This window comes from Paraburkholderia acidisoli (assembly GCF_009789675.1).
Taxonomy (GTDB): domain Bacteria; phylum Pseudomonadota; class Gammaproteobacteria; order Burkholderiales; family Burkholderiaceae; genus Paraburkholderia; species Paraburkholderia acidisoli.
This window is the reverse complement of the sequence record NZ_CP046913.1, coordinates 520,068-545,426: the sequence shown is the minus strand read 5'-3', so window position 1 is coordinate 545,426 and position 25,359 is coordinate 520,068. Positions and strand designations below refer to the sequence as shown.

Below are 25,359 nucleotides of genomic sequence, written 5' to 3'. Positions count from 1 at the left end.
TGTCGCGCGGTAAGGTCCGAGGTAAGGGACTTCCGACACTTACGGGAGACGCCTAAGTCCGTTCTGACGGCCCTCTGTGATACATTTCGTGGTTAGAACGCAACGCTACCATACCGCACCCGCCGCAGCATGTCCGAGCGAAACGATCCCGCCGGCCCGCCGCAATCCGCACATGCCGGAGCGGACAGCCGGCCTGCCGAGGGCGCGTCCCCGCATCACCATCACCCGGTTCTGCGCCACACGCTGCGCGTGCTGGCCGTCATCGCGCTCGTCCTTTACTTCATCGTCGCGGTGCTGCTGCTCGGGCTGCGCTACGTGGTGCTGCCGCACGTGGACGACTTCCGTCCGCGCATCGAAAAGCTCGTCTCCGACAAGATCCACGCGCAGTTCCGCATCGGCAAGCTCGCGCCGCACTGGTCGGGCTTCCAGCCCGGCATCGACGTCAGCGATCTGACCATTCGCGACCGCGACGGCAACCTCGCCCTGCGCGTGCCGCACGCCATGGCCTCGGTCTCGTGGCGCTCCATCGTGCTGCTCGAACCGCTGCTCTCCAGCGTGATCGTCGAGGAACCCGACGTGCATATCGCGCGCGAGGACGACGGCACGATCACGGTCGCGGGCGTGCCGATGCCGACCACGCACACGGGCAACGCCACCTTCTCGACCTGGCTCCTGCGCCAGGAAGCCATCGTGCTGCGCGGCGGCACGCTGCGCTGGCACGACGCCCTGCACGACGCGCCCGACCTCGCGCTCTCGCATATCCGCTTCGCGATCCTCAACAACGGCTACGACCATCGCGTGGCGTTGCAGGCGCCCGCCGAGGGCACGGTGCTGCACGGCCCGCTCGACTTCCGCGCGCATTTCACGCACGCGCGCTTCTCGCAGGCGGGCAAGCCGCTCGGCTGGACCGGCGACGCCTACCTCTCGACCGGTCCCGTCGATCTGCCCACGCTCGCGCGCTACATCAACCTGCCGATCGAGACGCGCGCGGGCCGCATCGACAACGCCATCTGGGCGCATTTCGCCCAAGGGCGGCTGCTGGCCGCGAGCGGCGCGCTCGAAGGCGCCAACATCGCGCTGCGCGTGAAGCCCACGCAGCCGGTGCTGGATATGCCGGTCGCGAACTTTCACTGGAGCGTGGGCCTCGAGCCCGGCGATTACGCGCTCAAGCTGCGCGACTTCCACGCCGAACTCGGCCAGCCGCCGCTCGACGACGGCACCCCGCTCACGCGCACGCTCGCGCTCTCCACGCTCGACGCGCGCTTTCGTCAGCAAACGTTGCAACACGGTCAACTGGTGTCGGTGCAGGGCGACCGCATCGATCTGGGCATCCTCGCCGAATTCATGCGCGCGCTGCCGCTGCCGCCGCGCGTGCAGACGGCTTTGGTGCGCTTCAATCCGCGCGGCCTCGTGGCGAACTACGACCTCGGGCTCGAGCGCGCGAAGCCGGACAACGGCGAGGCCGCCGCGGAGCAGCGCAGCGTTCCCGGCGCCGAACCGGTCACGCACTACCGCTTCAAGGGCGATCTGCAAGGCATCAGCGTGGCGGCCCAGGAGCCGGGGCCCGGCCTCACGCCGCGCGGCCATCCGCGTGCGGGCCTGCCGGGCGTCGAGAATCTCTGGGGGCATATCGACGCCGACGAAAAGCACGGCTCGCTCGATCTCGACACGGCCAACGCCGCGATCACCATCCCCGGCGTGTTCGACAATCCGCGTCTCACCTTCGACCGCCTCAACGGCGCGCTGAAGTGGACCGTGGCCGACGAGCGCCTGCCGGGCAACAAGCTCAAGGCGTTTACCGTCGACGTGAACCAGCTCGGCGTGCGCAACGCCGACGTGCACGCGACCATGAACGCGCACTACACGAATCCCGGCAGCGGGCGCGGCGCGCTCGATCTGGTCGCGCATTTCGACCGCGCGCAGGTCAAGGCGATCCCGCGTTACCTGCCCACCAGCATCACCGAAAAAACCCGCGTCTATCTCGGCCACGGCTTGCAGGCGGGCATCTCGAAGGGCGCGACGATCGAGATTCACGGCGATCTCGCGCAATTCCCCTATTCGCGCGCGCCGGACGCGGGCCAGTTCCGCATCGTCGCGCCGTTCACGGGCGGGCGCTTCGACCCGTCGCCGTTCCCGCCCAAGCGCATGCGCAACGGCGTGCCGAGCGTGTGGCCCGCGTTCGACGGCATCGACGGCGTATTCCGCATGCACGAGAACAAGCTGCGCTTCGACGTGGCGCACGGCCACTACCGCAACTTCGTGCTGCACGACGTGAGCGGGCGAATCGACGAACTCGGCATCAAGGGCTCGGATCTCGTGATCAGCGGCGCGGGGCGCGGGCCGCTCGCCGATCTGCTCGATTACGCCGACAACAGCTCGATCGGCCTGATCGCGAAACACGCCACGCGCAAGGTGAACGCGCAAGGGCCGGCCACGCTCGCGCTCACGCTCACGATCCCGCGCGTGCCGCAGCCGAAGGTGAAGCTCGGCGGCGCGATCGGTTTCGAAAACGACACGCTCAGCGCCGACAACGTGCCGCCGGTCTCGAATCTCAACGGCAAGGTGCGCTTCACGAACCGCAGCGCGAGCGTCGATCAACTCACGGCGCGCTTCCTGGGCGGCGACGTGCGCGCGAGCGGCGGCCTGCGCGAGGACGGCCGCTACACCGTGAACGTGGCCGGCGACGTGGCCGTGGACGCGGCGCGCGGGCTGAATCTGCGCGGCACGGCGGCGGCGGTGCTCGGGCGGCTCTCGGGTGCGGCGCCCTACTCGCTCCAGGTGGCGGGCGCGCGCGGCCATTTGCCCGACATCACCGCGAATGCCGATCTCACCGGCCTCGGCCTGGACCTGCCCGCGCCGTTCGGCAAAGCGGCCGGCGCGCCCATGCCGCTGCATTTCGAGTTGCAGCCGGGCCTCGGCGACGATCCCGCCAATGCCCCCAACGCCGCCCAGCCGGGCGACGCCGCCACCCGTCAGGCCGACTACGAGCGCGACTACCAGCACGCCGATCTGACGCTCGGGCCGCTCGCCGCGCGCTACGTGCTGCGCCGCAATCCGGGCCACGTGCCGGAGGTGCTGCGCGGCGCGATCGGCATGAATCGTCCGGCGGATCTGCCTTCGCAAGGCGTGACGGCGGCGGTCGAACTGCCTACGTTCGATGCCGATGCGTGGCGCGCGGTGGTGCAGCAAATGCGCGGGCCGGCGGCGGCGAGTGCGGCGGCGGCCACCGCTCCTGGCGCGGCATCGGCGGTCACAGCGAACGCGGCGGCGCAAAACGCCTCGCCCGTGATGGCGTCGACTTCGCCTGCCGCGGCGCAGGCCGCGAGCGCCACGAACGCCGCCAGCGCCGCTCAACCCACGCCGCTCACCGCCAGCGCGTTCGCGCAGTATTTGCCGTCGCGCTTCGCGGTCCACGTCGGCATGCTCACGCTGCTCAAGCGCCACTGGGAAAACGTGGTCGTGGGCGCGTCGCGCAGCGGCGAGCGCGGCAACGAATGGCAGGCCAACGTGGCGTCGAACCAGGTCTCGGGTCACGTCTCGTGGAAGCCGGGCGCGGTGCCGGGCGCCCCGGGCACGCTCGAAGCACGGCTCGCGCGCCTCGTCGTGCCCGCCGCCACGGAAAACGACCTGCTCGGTCAGGCGATGTCGCAGCCCGCGCAGAACATGCCGTCGATCGACCTCGTGGTGAACCAGCTGATCGTGCGCGACCGCGACCTCGGCCGCCTGCAGGTCAACGCGCACAACTACGACGAGAACGGCGTGCCGGTCTGGCAGCTCGATACGCTCGACATCAGCAATCCGGCCGCGCATCTCACGGCCACGGAAAACTGGCGCGCGATCGGCGACACGGCCGTGACCGACGACTCCGCCGCCGCCGGCATGCAGACGCCGCGCCGCACCGCGCTCGACTTCCATCTCGACATTCTGGACGCGGGCGCGCTGCTCGACCGCGCCGGCCTCGAGCACACGCTCAAGGGCGGCGCCGGTTCGCTCTCGGGACGGCTCGCGTGGCGCGGCGGCCCCACTCGTATCGACTATCCATCGCTCGACGGCAATCTCGCGCTCGACCTGCGCCACGGCCAGATTCTCAAGGTCAATCCGGGCGTGGCCAAGCTGCTCGGCGTGCTGAGCCTGCAAAGCGTCTCGCGCTACGCGCAGATGGACTTCCGCGACGTGATCGGCCAGGGCTTGCCGTTCACGAGCGTGACGGGCACGGCGCAAATCCAGAACGGCCTCGGCCAGACCAACGACGTCAAGCTCGTGACCGCGCCCGCGCGCGCGACCATGACGGGCAGCATCGACGTCGCGCGCCGCACCCAGGACCTGCGCGTGCATGTGGTGCCGACAGTGAGCGCGGGCGCGGGCGTGATCGCCGCGGCCGTGGTCAATCCGCTGTTCGGCCTGGGCGCGCTGGTCGCCGACTTCGCGCTCTCGCACACAGTCGAGTCGGCGTTCGCGATGACCTACGCCATCACCGGATCGTGGTCCAAACCCCACGTCGAGCGGCTGCACAGCGATCAGGGTAAGATGGACGCGCAGGTGCCGGCTGCCGCGCCCTGAGTTGGCGTCCCGAGTTGGCGTCCCGAGTTGGCGTCCCGAGTTGGCGTCCCGAGTTGGCGTCCCGAGTTGGCGTCCTGAGTTGCGCCCTGAGTTCGTGCTGGAAACCGCGTAGCGGCTGAAAGCGGACGGAAACCGGCGGACTACAGGCACGACCGATGCGCCGCGCCACGAATGTAACGACGCGCATCGCCCGGCACTGAGACCGCACCGCGCCAGCGCCTCCCCCAGTTACGAGAGCCTCGATATTTGCCGATGAGCGCCACTCCCGAATCGCCTGAATCGTCCGAAGCGTCCCGAGCGCCCTTCCGTGTCGCCGCGCTGCAGATGGTCAGCACGCCAGACCGCGACCGCAATCTCGCCGATGCCGACCGTCTGATCGCCGAAGCCGCCGCCTCCGGCGCGCGCCTCGTGTTGCTGCCCGAATATTTCTGCTTCATGGGCCACAAGGACACGGACAAGCTCGCGATCCGCGAACCCTACGGCGACGGCCCGATCCAGCGTTTTCTCGCCGATGCCGCGAAGCGCCACGGCGTGTGGATCATCGGCGGAACCTTGCCGCTGCTCGCGCCCAACCCGGCGCCCGAGGAGAACCGCGTGCTCAACACCACGCTCGTGTTCGATCCAAGCGGCACGGAGCGCGCGCGCTACGACAAGATCCATCTGTTCAACTTCGAAAAAGGCACCGAATCGTTCGACGAAGCGCGCACGATCCGCCCCGGCGACGAGGTTCGCACCTTCGAAGCGCCGTTCGGCCGGGTCGGCCTGTCGGTCTGCTACGATTTGCGCTTTCCCGAGCTGTACCGCCGCATGGGCGATTGCGCGCTGATGGTGGTGCCTTCCGCGTTCACCTACACCACGGGCGAGGCGCACTGGGAGATTTTGCTGCGCGCCCGCGCGATCGAAAACCAGTGCTATGTGCTCGCGGCGGCGCAAGGCGGCAAGCACGAAAACGGCCGCCGTACGTGGGGCCACAGCGTGCTGATCGACCCGTGGGGCGAGATCGTCGCGGTGCGCGACGAAGGCCCGGGCGTGGTGGCGGGCGACATCGACCTCGCGCGCATGGCGAGCGTGCGCGCGAGCCTGCCCGCGTGGCGGCATCGCGTGCTCGACTGCGCCTGAGCGCGCGGCGAGCACGCCCCGATAACGAACACCCCGAACACACCGAACCTACCGAACATACCGATTACGGGCCTTGATTTCGCAGTGACGCGCCCGAATCTCCCTTCACAGACTCATCGTTAGCTTTCACCCCAAGCGCATGAACATCATCGAACCCGGCATCCGCAATCTGGCGACCGCGAAGGACCTGCTCCTTACGCCCTACGGCCTCGACGAAGCAGTGCTCACGCGCACGCTCGGCGAGATCTTCACGCATCGCGTCGACTACGCCGACCTCTACTTCCAGACCACGCGCAGCGAGGCGTGGAGTCTCGAAGAAGGCATCGTCAAGTCGGGCAGCTTCAGCATCGACCAGGGCGTGGGCGTGCGCGCCGTCTCGGGCGAGCGCACCGCATTCGCCTACTCGGACGACCTCTCGCCCGAAGCGATCCGCCAGGCGGCCATCGCCACGCGCTCGATCGCCAGGGCGGGCGGCGGCAAGCAGAAGATCCAGGTCGCGAAGTCGCTCACGGGCGTGACGGGCCGCGATCTCTATCTGCCGTCCGATCCGCTTTCGTCGCTCGACGCCACGGAAAAAGTGAAGCTGCTCGAACGCGTCGAGCAGATGGCGCGCGGGCGCGATCCGCGCATCACGCAGGTCATGGCCGCGCTCGCCGGCGAGTACGACGTCGTGCTGGTGGCGCGCAGCGACGGCGCGCTCGCCGCCGACATCCGCCCGCTCGTGCGCGTGTCCGTCACGGTGATCGCCGAACAGAACGGCCGCCGCGAGATCGGCAACGGCGGCGGCGGCGGTCGCTTCGACTACGCCTATTTCAGCGACGACGTGCTCAGCAAGTACGTGGATGACGCCGTGCACGCCGCGCTCGTGAATCTCGAAGCGCGTCCCGCGCCGGCCGGCGCGATGACGGTCGTGCTCGGACCGGGCTGGCCCGGCGTGCTGCTGCACGAAGCCATCGGCCACGGTCTCGAAGGCGACTTCAACCGCAAGGGCTCGTCGGCGTTCGCGGGCCGGATCGGCGAACAGGTCGCGGCCAAGGGCGTGACGGTGGTCGACGACGGCACGCTGCCGAACCGCCGCGGCTCGCTCAATATCGACGACGAAGGCAACCCGACGCAGTGCACCACGCTGATCGAGGACGGCATTCTGAAGGGTTACATTCAGGACTCGCTCAACGCGCGTCTCATGAAGATGCCGGTCACCGGCAACGCGCGCCGCGAGTCGTACGCCGCGCTGCCCATGCCGCGCATGACCAACACCTACATGCTCAACGGCGACAAAGACCCGCAGGAGATCATCGGCTCGGTGAAGAACGGCCTCTACGCCGTGAACTTCGGCGGCGGCCAGGTCGACATCACGAACGGCAAGTTCGTGTTCTCGGCCTCCGAGGCGTACATGATCGAAAACGGCAAGATCACCTACCCGGTGAAGGGCGCGACGCTGATCGGCAGCGGCCCGGAATCGCTCAAGTACGTGAGCATGATCGGCAACGACATGAAGCTCGACTCGGGCGTGGGCGTGTGCGGCAAGGAAGGCCAGAGCGTGCCCGTGGGCGTGGGTCAGCCCACGTTGCGTATCGACCGCATGACGGTGGGCGGCACGGTCTAAAACACCCACGCCGGACGCCAGCACTCAACGCCAGGCGCGCCCCGCTCCTCGCTGCATCCCAGGTCGGCCGTGATTCGTCGCAAGACGGTTCACGGCCGATTTTCTTTGTGCCCTGCCATGCGACGTGACGTGGCGTGCGGCCCACCGCACGGTTCCCCTCCGCCGCGCCGCGCTCCGCGCAAGCCTACGCGGGCCATTCCTTTCAGACACCAGACACGCTGAGTGGACGAGCGCACGCTCGCGCACAAGTCGCACTTTGCGGCGAGATCTGGCCGGTTACCATCGCGCCATTCGTTTGGAAATATCTGGCCAAAGGCCAACGAACAACAACACCCATCGGGGACAAAAATGGGCACTTACCGGCTGCTGCTTGCTGTTGCCGTCATGCTGTCGCACATCGGCGTGAACTATCACGGCCACAATCCCGGCGTGATCGCCGTGGCGTCGTTTTTCCTGCTGAGCGGCTACGTCATGACGGCGCTCATCGAGCGTCACTATGCGAGCCTCGATCAGCTCCTGCCGTTCTATCTCGACCGGGTCATGCGGCTCTTTCCGCAGTTCCTGTTCTACAGCGCGATCTCGCTCGTGCTGATCTTCCGGTTTCATCCGCAGTCGTGGTTTCTTGCGGAGATCACGCCGTGGACAGCGGCCCTCAACATGACGATGGTGCCGCTCAACTTCTTCCACTTCTTCCCGCACGCGCAGACGATCCCGCAGGCGTGGTCGCTCGGGCTCGAGGCGCAGTTCTATCTGGCGATTCCATTCATCATCGTGTTTCGCGCCCGCGTGCTCGCGCTGGTGCTCTCGCTGCTGTTCTTCGTGCTGCCGTATTTTCATCTCGTCACGCCCGACACGTGGGGCTATCGCATGCTGCCCGGCACGCTGTTCGTATTCCTCATGGGCAGTCTGCTGCGCACGCGCGATCACCCGTGGTTGCTGCGCGCGACCTATGGCGCGGTCGCGCTGGCGGCCGTCGCCTCGCTCGCCCGCCCCGCCGACTCCGTTTTCGACGTGTTGATCGGCGTCGTGATCGGTTTTCCGGTCGTGACCGCGCTCACGAAAACGAAGTTCGGCCGCATCGACGAACTGGCCGGCAACCTGAGCTACGGCATGTTCCTCAACCACTTCGCGCTCATCTGGGCGTTTCAGGTGATGGGCTTTCGCGAGTCGCCCGCGCATCCCGCCACCTACCTGGCCGCGCTGCTGGGTACCTCGTTCGCGCTCTCGTGGGTCTCCTACGAACTGGTCGAAAAACGCGTGATTCGCCTGCGGCACCTCCTGCGCCGCCGCGCCGCCCGCGACGAACCGGTGGTCAACGGCGTGACGGTAGGCAGCCAGCAAGCCGCCGCCTGAATGCGGCGGTGATCCGCCCCCGATGCGCGACGATGCGGAATTCCCGCACCGTTGCGCTATTTTTTTGCATGAGTTGCGGAATTTGCGCGGATGTTCCGCTTTTTCACGCCGCCACGCTTGTCAGCGTGAAGCGTGCCGGGTTATAAAGGCAATCACCCTTTTCGACGTACGCAAGCGCAAACGCACTAGCGACCGCACAAACAACGCACACCGTCATGTTCGCCAGCCAGTTTTATTTTTACTTTTTTTGGTATCTCAGACCGCTGGCGGATCGAGAGGGTTGATAGTACGCGCAGGAACCCGAATACACGAAAAACCGCCAGCCCAGCCTGGCGGTTTTTTTTCGCCCAACGTTTTATCGCGACGCAAGCCAACGCAACACCGAACGCACGCCAAGCACCGGATCAGGAGAACAACCATGCCCCCGCACAACACCGACGATGTCCGCATTCGCGAACTCAAGGAACTCACGCCGCCCGCTCACCTGATCCGCGAATTCCCGTGCTCGGAAGCCGCTTCCACGCTGATCTTCGAGTCGCGCCGCGCCATGCACCGCATCCTGCACGGCATGGACGACCGCCTGATCGTGATCGTCGGGCCGTGCTCGATTCACGACACCAAGGCCGCCATCGAATACGCGAATCGCCTCGTCGAGCAACGCAAGCGCTTCAAGAACGAACTCGAGATCGTGATGCGCGTGTACTTCGAAAAGCCGCGCACCACCGTGGGCTGGAAGGGGCTCATCAACGACCCGTACATGGACAACAGCTTCAAGATCAACGACGGCCTGCGCACCGCGCGCGAACTGCTCGTCTCGATCAACGAACTGGGTCTGCCCGCGGGCACCGAATACCTCGACATGATCAGCCCGCAGTACATCGCCGATCTGGTTTCGTGGGGCGCGATCGGTGCGCGCACGACCGAGTCGCAGGTGCACCGCGAACTGGCTTCGGGCCTGTCGTGCCCGGTCGGTTTCAAGAACGGCACGGACGGCAACGTGAAGATCGCCGTGGACGCGATCAAGGCCGCCTCGCAGCCGCACCATTTCCTCTCGGTCACCAAGGGCGGCCATTCGGCCATCGTCTCCACGGCCGGTAACGAGGACTGCCACGTGATCCTGCGCGGCGGCAAGGCGCCGAACTACGACGCCGAAAGCGTGAACGCCGCGTGCGCCGACATCGGCAAGGCGGGTCTCGCCGCGCGCCTCATGATCGACGCGAGCCACGCGAACAGTTCGAAGAAGCACGAGAACCAGATTCCCGTGTGCGCCGACATCGGCCGCCAGATCGCGGCGGGCGACGAGCGTATTGTGGGCGTGATGGTGGAGTCGCATCTCGTGGCGGGCCGCCAGGACCTGAAGGAAGGCTGCGAACTCACCTACGGCCAGAGCATCACCGACGCGTGCATCGGCTGGGACGAGAGCGTGAACGTGCTCGAAGGTCTCGCCGAAAGCGTCAAGCAGCGCCGCGTCGCGCGCGGCAGCGGCAACTAACGACTCGAGGCGCGGCAACAACGGGCGCGCCCGTGCACCGTCACAGGAGCAAGGCGCGCTCGGGCTTCACCGAGCCCATGCACATTTCGGCGATGCCGATCACGTTGCCGATCAGGCGGCCGCGCCGGTCGAGGTGCGCTTCCGGGCGCACCGACTTCACGCAGTTCATGCCGATCGCGCGCACGATATTGCTCGCGGCTTCCTTTCGCGACATCACGCCCTTGCGGCACAGATACATCGCGTTGACGACCTGCGAGTAGCCGAAGCGGCGGCCCGAGACGCGCCCGCCCTGCAGGCCGAGATGCACGCCGATCAGCCAGTCGCAATACGCCAGACCGCCGCTGCGCGAGAGGCGCCGCGAAAAGTCTTTATCTTCGAGCCAGCCGTAGAGCACGAGCCGTTCGTCGAAGCGCAAGCCGTCGATGGCCTGTGCGCGGCACGCCATGTTGCAGCCGTACAGTTCCACGCACGGGCGCAGTGGCGGGCGTTGCAATGCTTCGTCCTGCGCGCCGTCGACGAGCGCGAGCGCGTCTTCCCACACCACCGGCTTGCCCGTCGCGCCGTCGCGCAGCGTGCGCCCCGACACGCCCACCAGCGACGGCTGGCTCGCGAACAGCGCCGCGCATTGCTGGACCCAATGACGTTCAGGCGCGAAGTCGTCGTCGAGAAAAATGACGATGTCGATGCCGGGCGCGAGCGCGTCGAGCGCGCGATTGCGTTGGATGCTCGACCCCGCGCTGCCGAAGATCACGTCCACACGCAGGCCTTCGGCGTCGTACGGACCGAGGTCCGCCTTGCAGGTGGCGGAGAGCAGAACCTGATCGGGGCGCTGCGTTTGCCGCGCGAGCAGGCGCACGGCCCAACCCGTGGCGGCGGCGCGCCCTTTCGTGGCGATCACCACGGCCACGCGCAAGCGCGCGGCGTCCGTGGCGGATGACGGGAGATCATCGGTGGCGAGCGGGGTCATCGGTTTCTCCTCGTCCATGCAGAACGATGAATCGAGATTAGCACGCGGGTCGCGCGCGTCATGTGGGGACCGCTTCAGGTTGTCCGAAACGGTCTAGGCAACGACTGAATTCCGCTGCGGGCACCACGCCCGCAACGCGTTCAGCCCTTGTTTACCGGGGTTTGATGAATGCCGCGTGATGCACACGGTGCGGCTCGGTGCGGCACCGCGCACAGCGCTCGCCACCGGCCGGATTCACGCAACTCACGCAACTCACGCAACTCACGCGAACTCACTCCACCGTCTCCGCGGGCGCGTGCGCCGCGCCGTGCCGCGACACGCGCCACAGCATCCATGCCGCACCGGTGGCGAGCCCGAACGTCATCGACCAGGCAATGCCCGTCACGCCGTAGAAGTGCGTCGCGGGCGGCACGCTCACGATCAGCGCGCCCACCTGGATCAGCGAGGCGACGGTCACCGCGCGCGCATCGCCCACGGCACGCAGATACGACGCGAGCACCGAGTTCAACGCGCTGATCGCCATGTTGATGACGAAGATGCGAAACAGCGGCACGGCCGGCAGCCACGCGGCGCCGAGCACGATCGAGAACAGCGGCTCCGCGGCGAAGCGCAGCAGGATCACCACGGCCGCGAGCCCGAGCGCGGCCACGCCGAGATAGAGGCGAAACAGCCGCGCGGCCGCGTGCGCGCCGCCGCGATGATGCGCGGCGAAAGTCGGGAAGAGGTATTGCGACATGGCGAGCGCGGCGTCGGCGAGCAGCATCTGCGCGAGTTTCGACGACATCTGCCACGCACCCAGTTGCGTCGGCCCGAGCAGCTTGCCGACCACGACCTTGTCGAACTGGTTAGTAATCAGAATGATCACGCTGCTGGCCCAGATCCAGCGGCTGAAGCCCACGTAATGGCCGATACCGGACCAGCGCAGCCGGATGGGCGGCCGCGGCGCGAGCGTGGTCCACGTGAGCACGCTCTTGAACGCCTCGCCGATCATCATGCCGATCAGCAGCGAATACGGTCCCATGCCCGCGAGCGCGAGCCCGATGCCGATGATGCAGTCGATCGCGCCCGCCGAGATTTCGAGCGCCGCGATGTGCTGAAAATGCCGCTCGCGTTGCGCGATGAAATACGCGGGCGAAGCGAGGCCGCGCAACAGCGGCAGCAATGCGGCGATCTGCACGAGCGCGAGCGCGCCGCCCAGATGAAACTGCGCGTCCATGAGCGGCGCGCAGGCGACCAGCAGCAACGCAATCAGCAAGCCGCGCGTGGCGAGCGTGGTCCAGACGGCGCCCGTTTGATCGCGCGTGGGCGGCACGGGGCCCTGAATCACGGCTTGCGCGAGACCGGTGTCGGAGAGCGCCTCGGCAATGGCGACGGCGAGCAGCGCGACGCTCGCGAGCCCGATCGCCGAGGGACCGAGAATGCGCCCGATCACGAGAAATTTGACGGCCACGAGACCGCGCACGCACACCTGCTGCAGCAGCACCCACGTGGCCGCGCCGGGACCGAACCCCGCCTTCACCGGCCACGCCGGGAGCCGCATCGCGCGCAAAACTCACCTCCTGTCATTGCAACTTTCCACATCTACGACATGGCTCACGCGCTTCGTACGTACAAGCGGCACGCGCCAGCCCACGCCGCGCTTTTTTAAGCGCGCAGGGTGGACGTTACCGCGCGGCGCATGCGCTCAAGCGCCATCTACCAGGCGGAATCGGACGATACTGCACCGCCGCATACGCCACGCGCGCGGCTCGGGCGAGGCCAGGCAAAATCGGCCATCCGGCACCGCAATTTGTCGCTTGTCTTACGGTTGGCGCTGCTAATGTGCTCGGAACGTCCTTCGTCAGGCTACCTGCATGGAATCCGCGTCGATCGCCACCTACCGCCGTGCCGACCCCAACGCTCCCGACAGCACCGGCCTGACCGATCCCGGCGATGCCGGGCAGACGAGCGCCACGCGCGCGCAGGCGAGCGACGACTGGATCGCGATCATCGAGCCGAATTTCACGGGCCATCGCTGGCGTTACGTGGAGTGGATCGCGCAGGCCTGCGTGGAAGCGGGCCACCGCTGCCTCGTCATCACGGACGCCGGGTACGCGCAGCATCCGCTCGCGCAGCGCATCGTGCGCGAGGCCCGCCCCGACCTGCGTCTCGTGCTGCTCGACCTGCACACGGTGCCGCGCGGCGTGCTCTACGCGGCCAGCGTCTACATGCGCTTTCGCGACTTCTACGCGCGCGCGCTCGTCGAAGTGCAACGCACGATGCCCGTGCGGCTCGTGGTGGCGCCCTACGCCGATTACTTCTTCTACACGCTCGCGCCGCTCGGCTCGCCGTTCGGCGAGACGCCGTGGATCGCCATCGTGATGGGCATGACCTTCCATCACGCGGGCGCGGGTTTGCGCACGCCGCGCCGCCCGGTCGTCGATCTCGCGAAATCGCTGCTGTTTCGCCGTGGCATGCGCGTGCGCGGCCTGCGCACGCTGTTCACGATCGACCCCACGCTGCCCGACTGGTACGCCGCGACGAAACCCGCGCAGGGCGCCAGGCTCGCCTATGTCGCCGATCCGTTTCCCGAGACGCCCGCGGCCGATCGGCAGGAAGCGCGCGCGCGGCTGGGACTCGACACGAACACGCGCTATCTGCTCGTGTATGGCGCGATCGGCGAACGCAAGGGCATCCGCGAATTGATGCGGGCGCTGATCCAGCTCGGCGCGGGACACGACGCGCCGCGCCTCGTGATCGCCGGTCAGCAGGACGACGAAACGCGCGCGTTCATCAACGCGCACGCGCCGCGCATCACGCCCGCGCCGGTGATCTTCGACCAGTTCGTTTCGGATGCGATGGAGCGCGATCTGTTCTCGGCGTGCGACGCCGTGTGGCTCGGCTATCTCAAGCACTACGGCATGAGCGGCGTGCTGGTGCAGGCGTACCGCTTCAACGTGCCGGTGCTCGCGAGCGCCGACGGTCTGATCGGCTGGTTCTGCCGCGACGGCTCGCTCGGCCCGCAGCTCGACGATCTCGAACCGGCGACGATCGCGCGCGCGCTCGCCGCGCTGCCGGCTTATTGGCGCGATCACGAAAACGTGGATTCCCGACTCGCTGCCGGTACGCCCGCTGCCGGTATGCCCGACGCCGGTACTCCCGACGCCAACCACCTGCTAGCTCGCAACACGCTCGACGAATTCAAGCGCACGCTGCAAAGCGCGATGGCTTGATCCCCGCTTCACGGCGGCGCGCTTCGCCTGACGCGAGGCGAAGCGCCGCTCGATCGAAAAAGCTCAAGCCACGCCGCCCATCTTCCCGTCCACCGGCGCGGGCGTTTCCACCGCGGCCGGCACCGGTATCGCCAAACCCATCTCCAGTCCGCCCGGCGCCGGCACGTCGCGACGCCGGTCCGGAAACAGCGCGTCGCGGATCCGCAGGAAGGGAAACTCGATCGCGCGCGTGGTCACCCAGCCGAGCAGAATGGCGATCGCGAACTGCGCGCCGAGCACCACGGGCCACGCGGCGAGCGCGGGCACGTGCAGCGCGGCGAGCTTGCGGATCAACAGGTCGCCGGGCGCGAGCGCGAGCGAATGCCAGAGGTAGATGCCGTACGAGTACACGCCGAGCCACGCGATCGCGCGATAAAACCACGAGCCGCTGATACCGCCCGAGTGTTCGAGCACGAGCACGATCAGCGCGCAAAAGCCGAGCGCCTGCAGCGTATAGCCAATACTTTCGTCGAGCACGACGTGCGGCGTGGCGAGCGTGAGCCAGCCCACCAGCAGCACGACCGCGCTCCACAGCCACGCCTTGCGCGCGGCGAGCGTGCGCCACACCTCGGGCTTCATCCAGTACACGGCGGCGAGCATCACGCCTAACAGCAAACTGTCGATGCGGTATTGCGTGAAGTTGAACGCGGCGTTCAGATCGCCCGAGAGCACCACGGCGCAGCGCGCGCCGAGCACGAGCGCGCAGATCACGGCCATCACGCCGATCAGCGCATTGGCGCGCAGCCGCCAGTGCGCGAGCACGATCAGCAACGCGGGCAGGAACAGATAGAAGTGCTCCTCGACCGCGAGACTCCACGTTTGCGCGATCGAAGTGCCGAAGTAATTCTGCAGATGCGTGAGGTTCTGCCACAGAAACGTGTCGCGCGGGTGCCGTCCCGCGAGCACATGAAACAGGATCAGCGCGTAGTAGGCAGGCCAGATCTTGAAGATGCGTCGCACGATAAAGCGGCGCGCCTGGATGCGGCCCGTTTGCGCGTACTGGCGCAGCAGCAAACCGCCCACGAGAAAGCCGCTCAGCGTGAAGAACAGGTTCACGCCTTCGGTGCCGAAACTCTTGAGCGGATATTCGATGAATTCGACGAACGTATAGCCCGTGTGCACCGTATGGAAGTGAAAGCCCATCACGGCAAGAATCGCGATGCCGCGCACGAAGTCGAGTTCGATCAGTCGTCCGCGCGCCGCCGGCGGCGCACCGCCCAATAGTTTCATGATGGCTTTCTCTCCATTCCGCACACGGCCGGATCCACGCGCCGCGCATTGCGGCCCACCCCATCATGCGCATGCGCGCCTGGCACTGCGCGCCAACTTCCTGCCACTGTCGGCCAGCGCACGGAAAACATTGCAGCATTTTTACGGTGCCGGATCGCAGGAATTGCGCGCCCGCCACAATTCAGTCGCTTCGCGCCACGCATGTGGCTTCGCGCCCGCGCCGCCTTATATTGGGGAAACCTCGCATGCGGCGCCGTGCCGTTTTGCGCATTCATGCCCCGCACCGGGAGATGGGCCGATGCGAAACAAAAACGTCGAGCTGTGGATCTGGATGTGCTTCGTGCCGCTCGCCTTCGACTACAAGGCGCCCGACGCGCAGTTCGGCCATGGCGCGCAATGGCTGGCCGTGTTTCCCGCGCTCGCGGGCGCGACCATCCTCGCCATGATCGGGCCGCGCTTCACGCGTCCCTCGCGGCTGCGCACGTTCGTCACGCGCGCGCTCGCGTTCAGCCTGATCGGCAGCCTCGTCGCGCAGGTGCTGCAGCACAACGCCATCGGCAATTACCTGCGCGTGATCCTGCCGTTCCTGCTGTTCGGCCTCGGTTATGCGGCGATGTGCCGGCCGTGGCATCCGCTGCGGCTCGCGCAGATGCAGCGCATTCTCTATTACGCCAACGTGTGCGGCATGGTGTTCACGTTCGTGTTCGGCCTGCTCGCCGTGGGCGGACCGCTTTCCGACATTCGCTTCCGGATCGTCTCGCCGACCATGCTCGGCTTGCAGGCGATCCTGCTGCATCAGTTCATCGTCGCGCGCCGCTTCAATCTGGCGATGGTGCTCGTGTTCCTCGCCTCGCTCGTGGTCGAACTGCTGAGCGTGACGCGCAGCCTGCTGGTGGCCACGGTGCTGCTCGCGCTGTTCGCCGCGTGGCTGGCCGCGCCGAGCTTCCGGCATCTGCTGCGCTCGATCGTGCGCACCGTGGCGGCGCTGCTGCTCGTCGCGGGACTCGGGCTCGGCGCCTCGTACTTCTTCCCGTCGGTCACCGAGCACTGGACGCAGCGCGTGACCGCCGCGCAAAACTCCGACTCCGACCGCGACCCGACCACCATCACGCGGATCGCCGAAATGCGCGACCAGTACGACCAGGTCACGTCGTCGGCGGAATCGCTGCTGTTCGGCAAGGGCTTCGGCCACTGGTATCGCTATTCGCCCATCTACTACCCGTACGTGCGCGAAACCTTCAGCAAGGCCGACTACTTCGACACCAAAGACTGGGTGGCGGGCCACAACTTCTGGGTCTATCAGTTCTACGCCGAAGGCATCGTGTTCGGTTTGCTGATGCCTGTCGCCGTGCTCGTCGCGATCGTGGTGGGCAGCTTCGGCTTCCGGCGCTGGCATCGCATCGCGCCGCGCGACCCGCTGCTGATGCCGCTTTCCATGTCGATCCTGCTGCTCGCGGCGCTGCCCGCCACCTCGATCGGCGGCAATCCGCTCGGGCCGCGCTTCTCCGGGCTCGTCTACGGCATCGCGCTCGGCCTGCTCGTCTCGCTGTACTCGCAGCTCCATTACCGGCTCGACGTGGTGCGCGCACGCCACCGCGCGAGACCCGCCTTCCGGCCGTACCCCAGCGTCGAGCCGACCTACCGTCCGCCGGCGCCCGCCGCGCCGCTCAACACTTAGGCTCGCCCCTAAGCGCCACCGGAGCCCCGATGAAAATCCTGCATCTCGTGTCCACCGTCGATCCGCGTTCTGGCGGTCCGATCGAAGGCGTGCGCCAAAGCGGCCTGGCGATGGCGGCGCTCGGCCACCGGGTCGAAGTCGCGTCGCTCGATCCGATCGATGCGCCCTATGTGCGCGATTTCCCGCTGCCGCTGCACGCGCTCGGCCCCGCGCGCGGTCACTACGGCTATTGCGCGGGCTACGTGCCGTGGCTGCGCGAAAACGCCGGGCGCTTCAACGCCGCGTTCGTGCACGGACTCTGGCAGTACCACGGCTTCGGCGCGTGGCGCGCGCTGCGGCATTCGCGCGTGCCGTATTACGTCTACACGCACGGCATGCTCGACCCGTGGTTTCGCGTGACGTACCCCATGAAGCACATGAAGAAGTGGGCCTATTGGCCGTGGGGCGAATACCGCGTGCTGCGCGACGCCACTTCGGTGATCTTCACGACCGAGGAAGAGCGCGTGCTCGCGCGCGAATCGTTCTGGCTCTATCGCGCGAACGAGCGCGTCGTGCCGTTCGGCACCAACGCGCCGGAGCTGGACGCCGAAACGCTGCGCGAGGAATTCCTGCAGGCGCATCCGCATCTGCGCGGCAAACGCATCATCCTGTTCCTCGGCCGTCTGCATCCGAAGAAGGGCTGCGACATGCTCGTGCACGCGTTCGCCGAGCACGCGCGCGAGACGCCCGACGCGCATCTGTTGATGGCCGGCCCCGACAAGGCGCAATGGCAACCGGCGCTGCACGCGATCGCGCAGACGCACGGCATCGCGCATCGCATCAGCTGGCCCGGCATGCTGCAAGGCAACCTCAAGTGGGGCGCGTTCCACGCGAGCGAGGCGTTCGTGCTGCCTTCGCATCAGGAGAACTTTGGCGTGTCCGTGGCCGAGGCGCTCGCGTGCGGCGTGCCCGTGCTGGTCTCGGACAAGGTCAACGTGTGGCGCGAGATCGAGCAGGACGGCGCGGGCTTCGTCGCGCCCGACACGATCGCGGGCACCCAAGGCCTGCTCGCGGCGTGGCGCAATCTCGACGAACCCACGCGCAACGTGATGCGCGCGCAGGCGAAGCGCACCTTCGAGGCGCGTTTCGCGATGGACGGCATGGTGCGTTCGCTGCTCGCGCTCCTGCACGAGCATCCGTCGAACGCCACGGCGCGCGCGCCCGCGCAACAGGCGTTACGCGTGGAGACGGTGGATTAGCGGTCGATACCGCGTCGATGCGGCATCGTCGGCATGACATCGACACGGCATCGGCATGGCATCGCATGGAGTCAAGCGGGCGACGGGTAGTGGCAGTGAATTGCAGTGGATGAGCGAAGAAACGCCGCGCGGGCAGGCAGGGAGCGTTGCCCGACCCGCGCGGCGACAAGCACGTGGAACGGCGCGCGCAGGTGAGCGCCGGTTCGCGGCCGGGGGGAGCGTATCCAGAAACTTGAGGGACACAGCCATGTTAAAAATAGAGGTTTGTTCGGGCGCGGACGTTCGCCCCCGTAACCGGTTCGCGGCACTCAGAGCAATCAGCACAAGAATCCACGCGCTGGCCGCGACGACGACGCTGGCCACGGCGCTCGCCGTGCTGTCCGGCTGCGGCATGTCGCCCGGCATGACCGCGCCCACGAGCGTCACGCAGGCGAAGGCCGCGACCGAAGCGGCACGCACCTCGGGCGGCGCGAACAACGACGCGCCGCCGCCGAACGCGCTCGTCGAGATCAACAGCCAGCTGGTCGCGCAGGAAGCGGCCGCGCGCACGACCACGGTGCCCACCGACGTCGAAAAACTGTTCGGCACGCCCAAGCCCTACACGCTCGGCCCCGGCGACGTGCTCAGCATCGTCGTGTGGGATCACCCCGAAATGAACCTGCCGACCACCTCGAGCGGCAGCACGGGCCAGCAGGATCAGAGCACGAGCCAGGTGGTGTCGGGCTATACCGTCGACTCGTCGGGCACGATCCAGGTCGCCTATGTCGGGCCGATCCACGTGGCCGGTCTCACCGAACTCGAAGCGCGCAATCTCGTCGCGAAGAAGCTCGCGTACTACCTGCAGAATCCGCAGGTGACGCTGCGTATCGAGGCGTATCGCAGCCGCCGCGTGTACGTGGACGGCGAAGTGCGCACGCCGGGCCTCATGGTGCTCAACGACATGACGATGTCGCTGCCCGAGGCGATCAACCGCGCGGGCGGCTTCACCGGCTCGGGCGACCGCTCGCGCGTGAGCATCACGCGCGGCAAGCAGACGATCATGGTGAATATCCCCGACATGATCCGCAAGGGCGTGAACCCCGACAACATCATCCTGCAGAACGGCGACCTGATCCGCGTGTATTCGTCGAACGACACCAAGGTCTATGTGCTCGGCGAAGTCGGCCGGCCCGGCAGCCTGCCGCTCGACAACGGCCGTCTCACGCTCAACGAAGCGCTCGGCAACGCGGGCGGCATCAGCCAGGGTTCGGGCGACGCTTCGCAGGTCTACGTGGTGCGCGGGCAGAAGGAAGGCAAGCGCACGGTGTTCCACCTCGACGCCTCGACGCCCGAAGCCATGGCCACCGCCGACGAGTTCGAGCTGAAGCCGAGCGACGTGGTGTTCGTGGACGCGTCGTCGCTCGTGAAGTGGAGCCGCGTCGTCAACCTGATCCTGCCGAGCACGCAGGCCGCTTCCGCCGGGCGCTACGTGGGCGCGGGGTATTGAGCGCTCGATGCGAGTGTGTCGATGTGAGGTGTCGAAGCGAAGCGAGCGGGCCGAACGGCCCGCTCGTGTGATCGACGAAAAGCGTGTGTTTGTGGTGCGCGGCGTTCAGCGATCGTCGAAACGCCAGCGAATGAAGCGGCACGGATTGCCGCCGTACACGCCGCCCGCTTCCAGCGAACGGTGCACCACCGAAAGCGGCGTGACCACGGCCGAGCGCCCGATCGTCACGCCCATCTGCACGACGCATTTGGACGAGATCCACACGCCGTCCTCGATGACGATGGGCGCCACGCGCAGGTCCATGTTCGTGCGCATGTCGTGCGAGCCCGCGCTCAAGAACGCGCCCTGCGAAAGACACACGTTCGCGCCAATGCGGATGGGCGCCTGGTTGTAGATCCACACGTCCACGCCCACCCAGCAGTTCTCGCCGAGTTCGAGATTCCACGGCGCCTTCACGCGCATGGGATGCACGAGCCGGCAGCCACGGCCGATCTTCGCGCCGAACAGGCGCAGCAAGCCCGCGCGCAGGCCCGAGAACGGCAGCAGCCGGTTGTCGAGCACGCAGGTCTCGACGACGTACCACGCGGCCTGCACGAGCTTGCCGCGCCGCGCGACGTAGTTGCCCTTGCCCGCAAGACTCAGGTCGATCACGCGCGGCGCCTGCGCTCCGGTGGCGGCGGTGGCCGCGGGCGAAGCCGTGGCGGCCACGCGCGCGGCATCGGCGCGCGGTGCGCGCGTGCGTCGATCGAGGCCGTCGAGCCGGTCCACCGCTTGCGTCATGCGCCCTCCTTCGGGGTGTTGGCGTTGCGAATGTCAGGTCGATTATCGGGCCGCGCCCGCGCCGCTTCGCGCGCCTGGCCGAGACCGCCGGGGTTTTGGCGCGGCCGCGCGAGCCGCCGCGCGCACCATGCCGGAATGACGCCGCCCACGCGCGGCAGGCAGGAGGACGTACATGGCTTCATCGAGCGGTTCCGTTTCGTCGCCCGCGGCAATGCGCAAGGCCCCGCGGCTCGCGGCGTTGGCGCGTGGCTGCGCGTTGGCGAGCGCGTGCGCCGTGTGCCTCGCCTGGCCGTTTGCCGCGCAGGCGCAGCAGCGCGGCGGAGGGTCGTCGTCATCGACATCGTCGGCGAGTTCGAGTGGCGATACCTCGGGCGATACCTCGGGCGCGTCGGGCAACGATCTGTCGAGCGCGATCCGCCGTTCCAAAGCCGACGAGCAGCGCCTGATGGGCGGCCCGTCGACCTCCCAGGACAACCCCTACGCCGCCGACCCGTACACCACCGACGGCGCCTCGCCCGCCGCCGCCGAGCACAAGCTCACGAGCGAGTCGCGCATGACGGTCATGAACCCGTCGGACTTCTACGCGGCGAGCAGCGCCTCGGCCGCGAGTCCCACGCGCAGCGGCGACAGCAACATTCGCAAGCGCATTGGCCAGGCGGGCTCGAAATACAGCGGCACGGCCGCGGGCAACGGCAAGGCCGCGTACGACTACGGCGCGAGCCAGACGTCGCCCGCCGCGCAGCTCTACGGCAGCCCGTATGCGTCGCAGCGGCAGTCGGCGGGACAGTTGTACAAGTCGCCCTGGTGAGCGGCGGCTGCGCGTGACAAGCGCGCGTCGATGACGCCGTGACAGCGCGGGGCGCGAGGCACGCGCCGCCGCGTCAAACGTCGGTGCGTTCGACTTCGGGCAGCGTCGGGCGGCTGGCGTGGAGCGCGTCGGCCGGATGCGGAACCCGCGCCGGTTCGGGCGTCTGGACCCGCACCGTTGCTGGCGCGGCCGAGCCCGCGCTCACGCCCGCGAGCGCCGCCATGCGCGCTTCGAGCGCTCCGAAAATCGCGTCCGGCGAGAGCCATTGCTGCGCGTAACGGCGCGCGGCACGGCCGAGCGCCGCGCGCCGCGCGGCATCGCCGGCCAGCGCGGCGATCGCCCCGGCGAGCGCGTCGCCGTCCTCGGGCGGAACGACCACGCCCAGATCCGTCACCACGTTGAAGAGACTCGTGCCGGGCCGCGCCATGGCCACCACGGCGCGCCCGCTCGCGAGCATGCCGGTGAGCTTGGAGGGCATCACGAGATCGGCGGCGTCGGCGCGTTGCGGCAGCACGTGAATGTCGGCGACATTGAGCAGCTCGTTGAGCAGCGTCACCGGTTGCAGCGGCAGCAAGTGGCAGTTGGGCAACGCGGCGCAGCGCGCGGCGAGTTCGTGCTTCGCCGCGCCATCGCCGCAAAACACGAAGCTGATGTCGCGCCGCGCGGCGAGCGCCGTGGCGACATCCGCGAGAATGTCGATGCCCTGCTTCGCGCCCATGTTGCCCGAGTACAGCACCACGGCATTGCCGGGCGGGATGCCGAGGCGCTGGCGGAACACGCTCGGCTGCGGCAGCGGATAGATCGCGTTGGTGTCGACCCAGTTCGGCAGACACTCGGCGCGGGCCGCTTCCACGCCCTTGTCGACCACGCGCTCGACCATGCGCGGCGAAATCGACGACACCACGTCGAAGCGGCGCAACAGCGTGCGCTCGAAACCGCGCGCGGCACGCGCCGCGAACGCCTGATCGCCGCCTTCGAGCAGACCGAGCTCGAACGCGGCATCCACTTCGAAATCCTGAATATGCAGCCATGCTTTCGCGCCGCTGGCGCGCGCGAGCATGAGCGCGCCGGGCGCGCACAACAGCGTGGGCGCGATCGGCATGACGATGTGCGGACGCCAGAACGCCTCGCGCAGCAGCAGCGGCAGCGAGGCGAGCGCGAAGCTCGCGAGATGCAGGATGCGCTTCGCGCCGCCTGGCCGCTTCGGCACCCACAGGGGCGCGCGCCGCACGCTCACGCCGTGCGCGCTTTCACGCCGGTACTGCCATGCGCGCCAGCCCTCGTGCACCTGCCACTGCGGGTAGTACGGCGGCGCGCACACCACCCGCACGTCGTGGCCCCGCGCGGCGAGCCCTTCGGCCATCTCGGCCGTGTACTTGCCCACGCCGGTCACTTCGGGCGCGTAGTTCAGTCCGTAGATCAGGATTCTCATTGCTTCGGCTTCCTGCTCCGAGTGTTCGGGCGCACGGCCGGCGCGCGCGGGCGCAGACGGCGCCGGACGTAAAAAAGGCGGACGTCGATATCCGGTCCCAACACGACGTCCGCCATAACCGGCTGACCGTCGCGCTCAGGCGCGCGCCACCGCGGCGAAGGCAGGCGCGCTGACGTTGACCTGCGCCTGCGGGGCGGATGCAGAGGGCGCGGCGACCGGCGTGTCGAGCGGCGCGGCGGCGTGCGCCTCACGGGTCGAACCCGCCTCCTGCGTCTGCAGGAAGTCGCTATAGGTGCGCGCGAGCCCTTCTTCGAGCCCGATGCGCGCGTGCCAGCCCAGACCGCCCAGCCGCGAGACGTCGAGCAGCTTGCGCGGCGTGCCGTCGGGTTTGCTCGCGTCGAACACGAGTTCGCCCTCGAAGCCGACGACCTCGCAGATGCGCTGCGCGAGTTCGCGAATCGACAGATCCTCGCCCACGCCCACGTTGTAGACGCCGTCGTCGGTGTCGTGTTCGAGCACGAAGATCGTCGCGTCGGCGAGATCGTCCACGTGCAGGAACTCGCGGCGCGGCGTGCCCGAGCCCCACACCGACAACGCGGGCGCGCCGCTCACGCGCGCTTCATGCGCCTTGCGGATCAGCGCGGGCAGCACGTGGCTGCTCTTCAGGTCGTAGTTGTCGTTGGGACCGTAGAGGTTGGTCGGCATCAGCGAGACGAAATGCGTGCCGTACTGCTGGTTGTACGCCGCGCACAGCTTGAGGCCCGCGATCTTGGCGATCGCATAGGCCTCGTTGGTGGGTTCGAGCGGCGAGGTGAGCAGATACGCCTCGCGAATCGGCTGCGGACAGTCGCGCGGATAAATGCACGACGAGCCGAAGAACACGAGCCGCTCCACGCCCGTGTCGTGGGCCGCGCGAATCACGTTGGTCTCGATCGCGAGATTGTCGTAGGCGAACTGCGCGGGCTGCGTGGAGTTGGCGAGAATGCCGCCCACTTTCGCGGCCGCGAGCAGCACGGCATTGATGTTCTCGCTTTCGAAGAACGCGTTCACCGCGCGCTGATCGGTGAGATCGAGCTGCGCGTGCGTGCGCGTGACGAGATTCCAGTAGCCGTGCGCCTGCAACGCGCGCACGAGCGCCGAGCCCACCATGCCGCGATGACCGGCCACGAAGATGCGGGAGTTCTTGTCCATGCGTCACTCGTGATGTTCGAGAGCCCGGAAGCCGGCCAGCGTGACGAGCGCGTCGCGCCGGGCGATCTGGAAGTCGGAACGCACCATTTCCTTCACGAGTTGCTCGAAGGTCGTGGTGGGACGCCAGCCGAGCTTTTGCTGCGCCTTGCTGGCGTCGCCGAGCAGCGTTTCCACTTCGGTCGGGCGGAAGTAGCGCGGGTCGACGCGCACGATCACGTCGCCGGGTTCGAGGCGCGTCTCGCGGCCTTCCACCTTGTCGACGATCCCCACTTCATCCACGCCTTCGCCTTCGAAGCGCACCGTCACGCCCAGTTCCTCGGCGGCGTAGCGCACGAAATCGCGCACGCTGTACTGCACGCCCGTGGCGATCACGTAGTCTTCCGGCTCGTTCTGCTGGAGCATGCGCCATTGCATGTCCACGTAATCGCGCGCGTGACCCCAGTCGCGCATCGCCGAAAGATTGCCCAGATAGAGCACCTTTTGCAGGCCGACGGAAATGCGGGCGATCGCGCGCGTGATCTTGCGCGTGACGAAAGTCTCGCCACGTTGCGGCGACTCGTGATTGAACAGAATGCCGTTGCACGCGTAGATGCCGTGCGCCTCGCGGTAGTTCACCGTGGTCCAGTACGCGAACAGCTTCGCGACCGCATACGGGCTGCGCGGGTAGAACGGCGTGGTCTCGCGTTGCGGCACTTCCTGCACGAGGCCGTAGAGTTCCGAGGTGGACGCCTGATAGAAGCGCGTCTTCTTCGTCATGCCGAGAATGCGGATCGCTTCCAGAATACGCAGCGTGCCCAGACCGTCGGCATTGGCCGTGTATTCGGGTTCCTCGAACGAAACGGCCACGTGGCTCTGCGCCGCGAGGTTGTAGATCTCGTCGGGGCCCACGCGCTGGATCACGCGCAGCAGCGCCGTCGAATCCGTGAGTTCGCCGTGATGGAGCTGGATGCCCTGCTCCGGATCGTGCACGTCGCGATACAGGTGATCGATGCGGTCCGTGTTGAAGAGCGACGAGCGACGCTTGATGCCGTGCACTTCGTAGCCCTTGGCGAGCAGCAATTCGGCCAGATAGGAGCCGTCCTGACCGGTGATGCCGGTGATCAACGCAACCTTACGTGACATCGTGACTTCCTCCCTCGCTTTCGTGCGAATTGGGTGTGTGGTTTGC

General features: G+C 67.6%; 17 protein-coding genes. 10 read left to right on the top strand and 7 right to left on the bottom strand.

What is annotated here, in order from left to right:
* Positions 1-129: 129 nt before the first annotated feature.
* The 5 genes from FAZ98_RS02365 (at position 130) to aroG (ending at position 10,130) form a co-directional block, all read left to right on the top strand.
* The gene (locus FAZ98_RS02365; protein ID WP_158948422.1) at positions 130-4,560 is read left to right on the top strand and encodes a YhdP family phospholipid transporter; all 4,431 of its coding nucleotides are present in this window, start codon (positions 130-132) and stop codon (positions 4,558-4,560) included.
* 252 nt (positions 4,561-4,812) lie between these two features.
* Positions 4,813-5,679 carry a carbon-nitrogen hydrolase family protein gene (locus FAZ98_RS02360; protein WP_158948420.1) on the top strand — a complete coding sequence of 289 codons (867 nt, stop codon included), beginning with the start codon at positions 4,813-4,815 and terminating at the stop codon, positions 5,677-5,679.
* 139 nt (positions 5,680-5,818) lie between these two features.
* Entirely contained in the window at positions 5,819-7,285 is a 1,467-nt protein-coding gene (tldD, locus tag FAZ98_RS02355; RefSeq protein ID WP_158948418.1) for a metalloprotease TldD, read from the top strand.
* A gap of 348 nt (positions 7,286-7,633) precedes the next feature.
* Positions 7,634-8,638 carry an acyltransferase family protein gene (locus FAZ98_RS02350; RefSeq protein ID WP_158948416.1) on the top strand — a complete coding sequence of 335 codons (1,005 nt, stop codon included), beginning with the start codon at positions 7,634-7,636 and terminating at the stop codon, positions 8,636-8,638.
* A gap of 418 nt (positions 8,639-9,056) precedes the next feature.
* Positions 9,057-10,130, top strand: coding sequence for a 3-deoxy-7-phosphoheptulonate synthase AroG (gene aroG, locus FAZ98_RS02345; protein ID WP_158948414.1), 1,074 nt, complete (start codon positions 9,057-9,059; stop codon positions 10,128-10,130).
* 40 nt (positions 10,131-10,170) lie between these two features.
* Here the strand turns inward: aroG and FAZ98_RS02340 are convergent, their stop codons facing one another.
* Positions 10,171-11,097 (bottom strand): glycosyltransferase family 2 protein, encoded by a 927-nt coding sequence (locus tag FAZ98_RS02340; RefSeq protein WP_158948412.1) that lies wholly within the window; start codon positions 11,095-11,097, stop codon positions 10,171-10,173.
* 271 nt (positions 11,098-11,368) lie between these two features.
* Complete coding sequence (locus tag FAZ98_RS02335) at positions 11,369-12,646, bottom strand: oligosaccharide flippase family protein (RefSeq protein ID WP_158948410.1); 1,278 nt, start codon at positions 12,644-12,646, stop codon at positions 11,369-11,371.
* Positions 12,647-12,950: 304 nt separating this feature from the next.
* Between FAZ98_RS02335 and FAZ98_RS02330 the strand changes: the two genes are divergently transcribed.
* A complete protein-coding gene (locus FAZ98_RS02330) occupies positions 12,951-14,309 on the top strand; it encodes a glycosyltransferase (RefSeq protein WP_158948409.1) in 1,359 nt (452 codons plus the stop codon).
* A 63-nt stretch (positions 14,310-14,372) separates the two neighbouring features.
* Here FAZ98_RS02330 and FAZ98_RS02325 read toward each other — a convergent pair whose 3' ends face one another.
* Positions 14,373-15,578, bottom strand: a complete 1,206-nt coding sequence (locus FAZ98_RS02325; protein WP_158948407.1) for an acyltransferase family protein — start codon at positions 15,576-15,578, stop codon at positions 14,373-14,375.
* 298 nt (positions 15,579-15,876) lie between these two features.
* Between FAZ98_RS02325 and FAZ98_RS02320 the strand changes: the two genes are divergently transcribed.
* The 3 genes from FAZ98_RS02320 to FAZ98_RS02310 all read left to right on the top strand — a co-directional run bounded on the left by FAZ98_RS02320 (position 15,877) and on the right by FAZ98_RS02310 (position 19,980).
* On the top strand, positions 15,877-17,256 hold the full coding sequence (locus tag FAZ98_RS02320; RefSeq protein WP_158948405.1) for a hypothetical protein: 1,380 nt from the start codon (positions 15,877-15,879) through the stop codon (positions 17,254-17,256).
* A gap of 29 nt (positions 17,257-17,285) precedes the next feature.
* A complete protein-coding gene (locus tag FAZ98_RS02315; protein ID WP_199272280.1) occupies positions 17,286-18,494 on the top strand; it encodes a glycosyltransferase in 1,209 nt (402 codons plus the stop codon).
* A 373-nt stretch (positions 18,495-18,867) separates the two neighbouring features.
* Entirely contained in the window at positions 18,868-19,980 is a 1,113-nt protein-coding gene (locus FAZ98_RS02310) for a polysaccharide biosynthesis/export family protein (protein ID WP_233272641.1), read from the top strand.
* A 105-nt stretch (positions 19,981-20,085) separates the two neighbouring features.
* Here FAZ98_RS02310 and FAZ98_RS02305 read toward each other — a convergent pair whose 3' ends face one another.
* Complete coding sequence (locus FAZ98_RS02305) at positions 20,086-20,760, bottom strand: DapH/DapD/GlmU-related protein (RefSeq protein ID WP_158948401.1); 675 nt, start codon at positions 20,758-20,760, stop codon at positions 20,086-20,088.
* 172 nt (positions 20,761-20,932) lie between these two features.
* On the opposite strand from FAZ98_RS02305, the gene FAZ98_RS02300 reads away from it, so the two are divergent.
* On the top strand, positions 20,933-21,568 hold the full coding sequence (locus FAZ98_RS02300) for a hypothetical protein (protein ID WP_158948399.1): 636 nt from the start codon (positions 20,933-20,935) through the stop codon (positions 21,566-21,568).
* A 73-nt stretch (positions 21,569-21,641) separates the two neighbouring features.
* On the opposite strand, the gene FAZ98_RS02295 is transcribed toward FAZ98_RS02300, so the two are convergent.
* From FAZ98_RS02295 to gmd, 3 genes are all read right to left on the bottom strand, one after another.
* Entirely contained in the window at positions 21,642-23,000 is a 1,359-nt protein-coding gene (locus FAZ98_RS02295) for a glycosyltransferase WbuB (protein WP_158948397.1), read from the bottom strand.
* 135 nt (positions 23,001-23,135) lie between these two features.
* A complete protein-coding gene (locus FAZ98_RS02290; RefSeq protein WP_158948395.1) occupies positions 23,136-24,191 on the bottom strand; it encodes a GDP-L-fucose synthase family protein in 1,056 nt (351 codons plus the stop codon).
* Between the two features lie 3 nt (positions 24,192-24,194).
* Positions 24,195-25,313 (bottom strand): GDP-mannose 4,6-dehydratase, encoded by a 1,119-nt coding sequence (gene gmd, locus FAZ98_RS02285; protein ID WP_158948393.1) that lies wholly within the window; start codon positions 25,311-25,313, stop codon positions 24,195-24,197.
* Positions 25,314-25,359: the final 46 nt, after the last annotated feature.

Excerpts from the sequence above, each read along its gene's own strand:
- gmd (WP_158948393.1), bottom strand. The coding sequence starts at position 25,313 with ATGTCACGTAAGGTTGCGTTGATCACCGGCATCACCGGTCAGGACGGC.
- FAZ98_RS02315 (WP_199272280.1), top strand. The coding sequence starts at position 17,286 with ATGAAAATCCTGCATCTCGTGTCCACCGTCGATCCGCGTTCTGGCGGT.
- FAZ98_RS02300 (WP_158948399.1), top strand. The coding sequence starts at position 20,933 with ATGGCTTCATCGAGCGGTTCCGTTTCGTCGCCCGCGGCAATGCGCAAG.
- FAZ98_RS02340 (WP_158948412.1), bottom strand. The coding sequence starts at position 11,097 with ATGACCCCGCTCGCCACCGATGATCTCCCGTCATCCGCCACGGACGCC.
- FAZ98_RS02350 (WP_158948416.1), top strand. The coding sequence starts at position 7,634 with ATGGGCACTTACCGGCTGCTGCTTGCTGTTGCCGTCATGCTGTCGCAC.
- FAZ98_RS02295 (WP_158948397.1), bottom strand. The coding sequence starts at position 23,000 with ATGAGAATCCTGATCTACGGACTGAACTACGCGCCCGAAGTGACCGGC.
- tldD (WP_158948418.1), top strand. The coding sequence starts at position 5,819 with ATGAACATCATCGAACCCGGCATCCGCAATCTGGCGACCGCGAAGGAC.
- FAZ98_RS02305 (WP_158948401.1), bottom strand. The coding sequence starts at position 20,760 with ATGACGCAAGCGGTGGACCGGCTCGACGGCCTCGATCGACGCACGCGC.
- FAZ98_RS02320 (WP_158948405.1), top strand. The coding sequence starts at position 15,877 with ATGCGAAACAAAAACGTCGAGCTGTGGATCTGGATGTGCTTCGTGCCG.
- FAZ98_RS02325 (WP_158948407.1), bottom strand. The coding sequence starts at position 15,578 with ATGAAACTATTGGGCGGTGCGCCGCCGGCGGCGCGCGGACGACTGATC.
- aroG (WP_158948414.1), top strand. The coding sequence starts at position 9,057 with ATGCCCCCGCACAACACCGACGATGTCCGCATTCGCGAACTCAAGGAA.
- FAZ98_RS02290 (WP_158948395.1), bottom strand. The coding sequence starts at position 24,191 with ATGGACAAGAACTCCCGCATCTTCGTGGCCGGTCATCGCGGCATGGTG.
- FAZ98_RS02360 (WP_158948420.1), top strand. The coding sequence starts at position 4,813 with ATGAGCGCCACTCCCGAATCGCCTGAATCGTCCGAAGCGTCCCGAGCG.
- FAZ98_RS02330 (WP_158948409.1), top strand. The coding sequence starts at position 12,951 with ATGGAATCCGCGTCGATCGCCACCTACCGCCGTGCCGACCCCAACGCT.
- FAZ98_RS02365 (WP_158948422.1), top strand. The coding sequence starts at position 130 with ATGTCCGAGCGAAACGATCCCGCCGGCCCGCCGCAATCCGCACATGCC.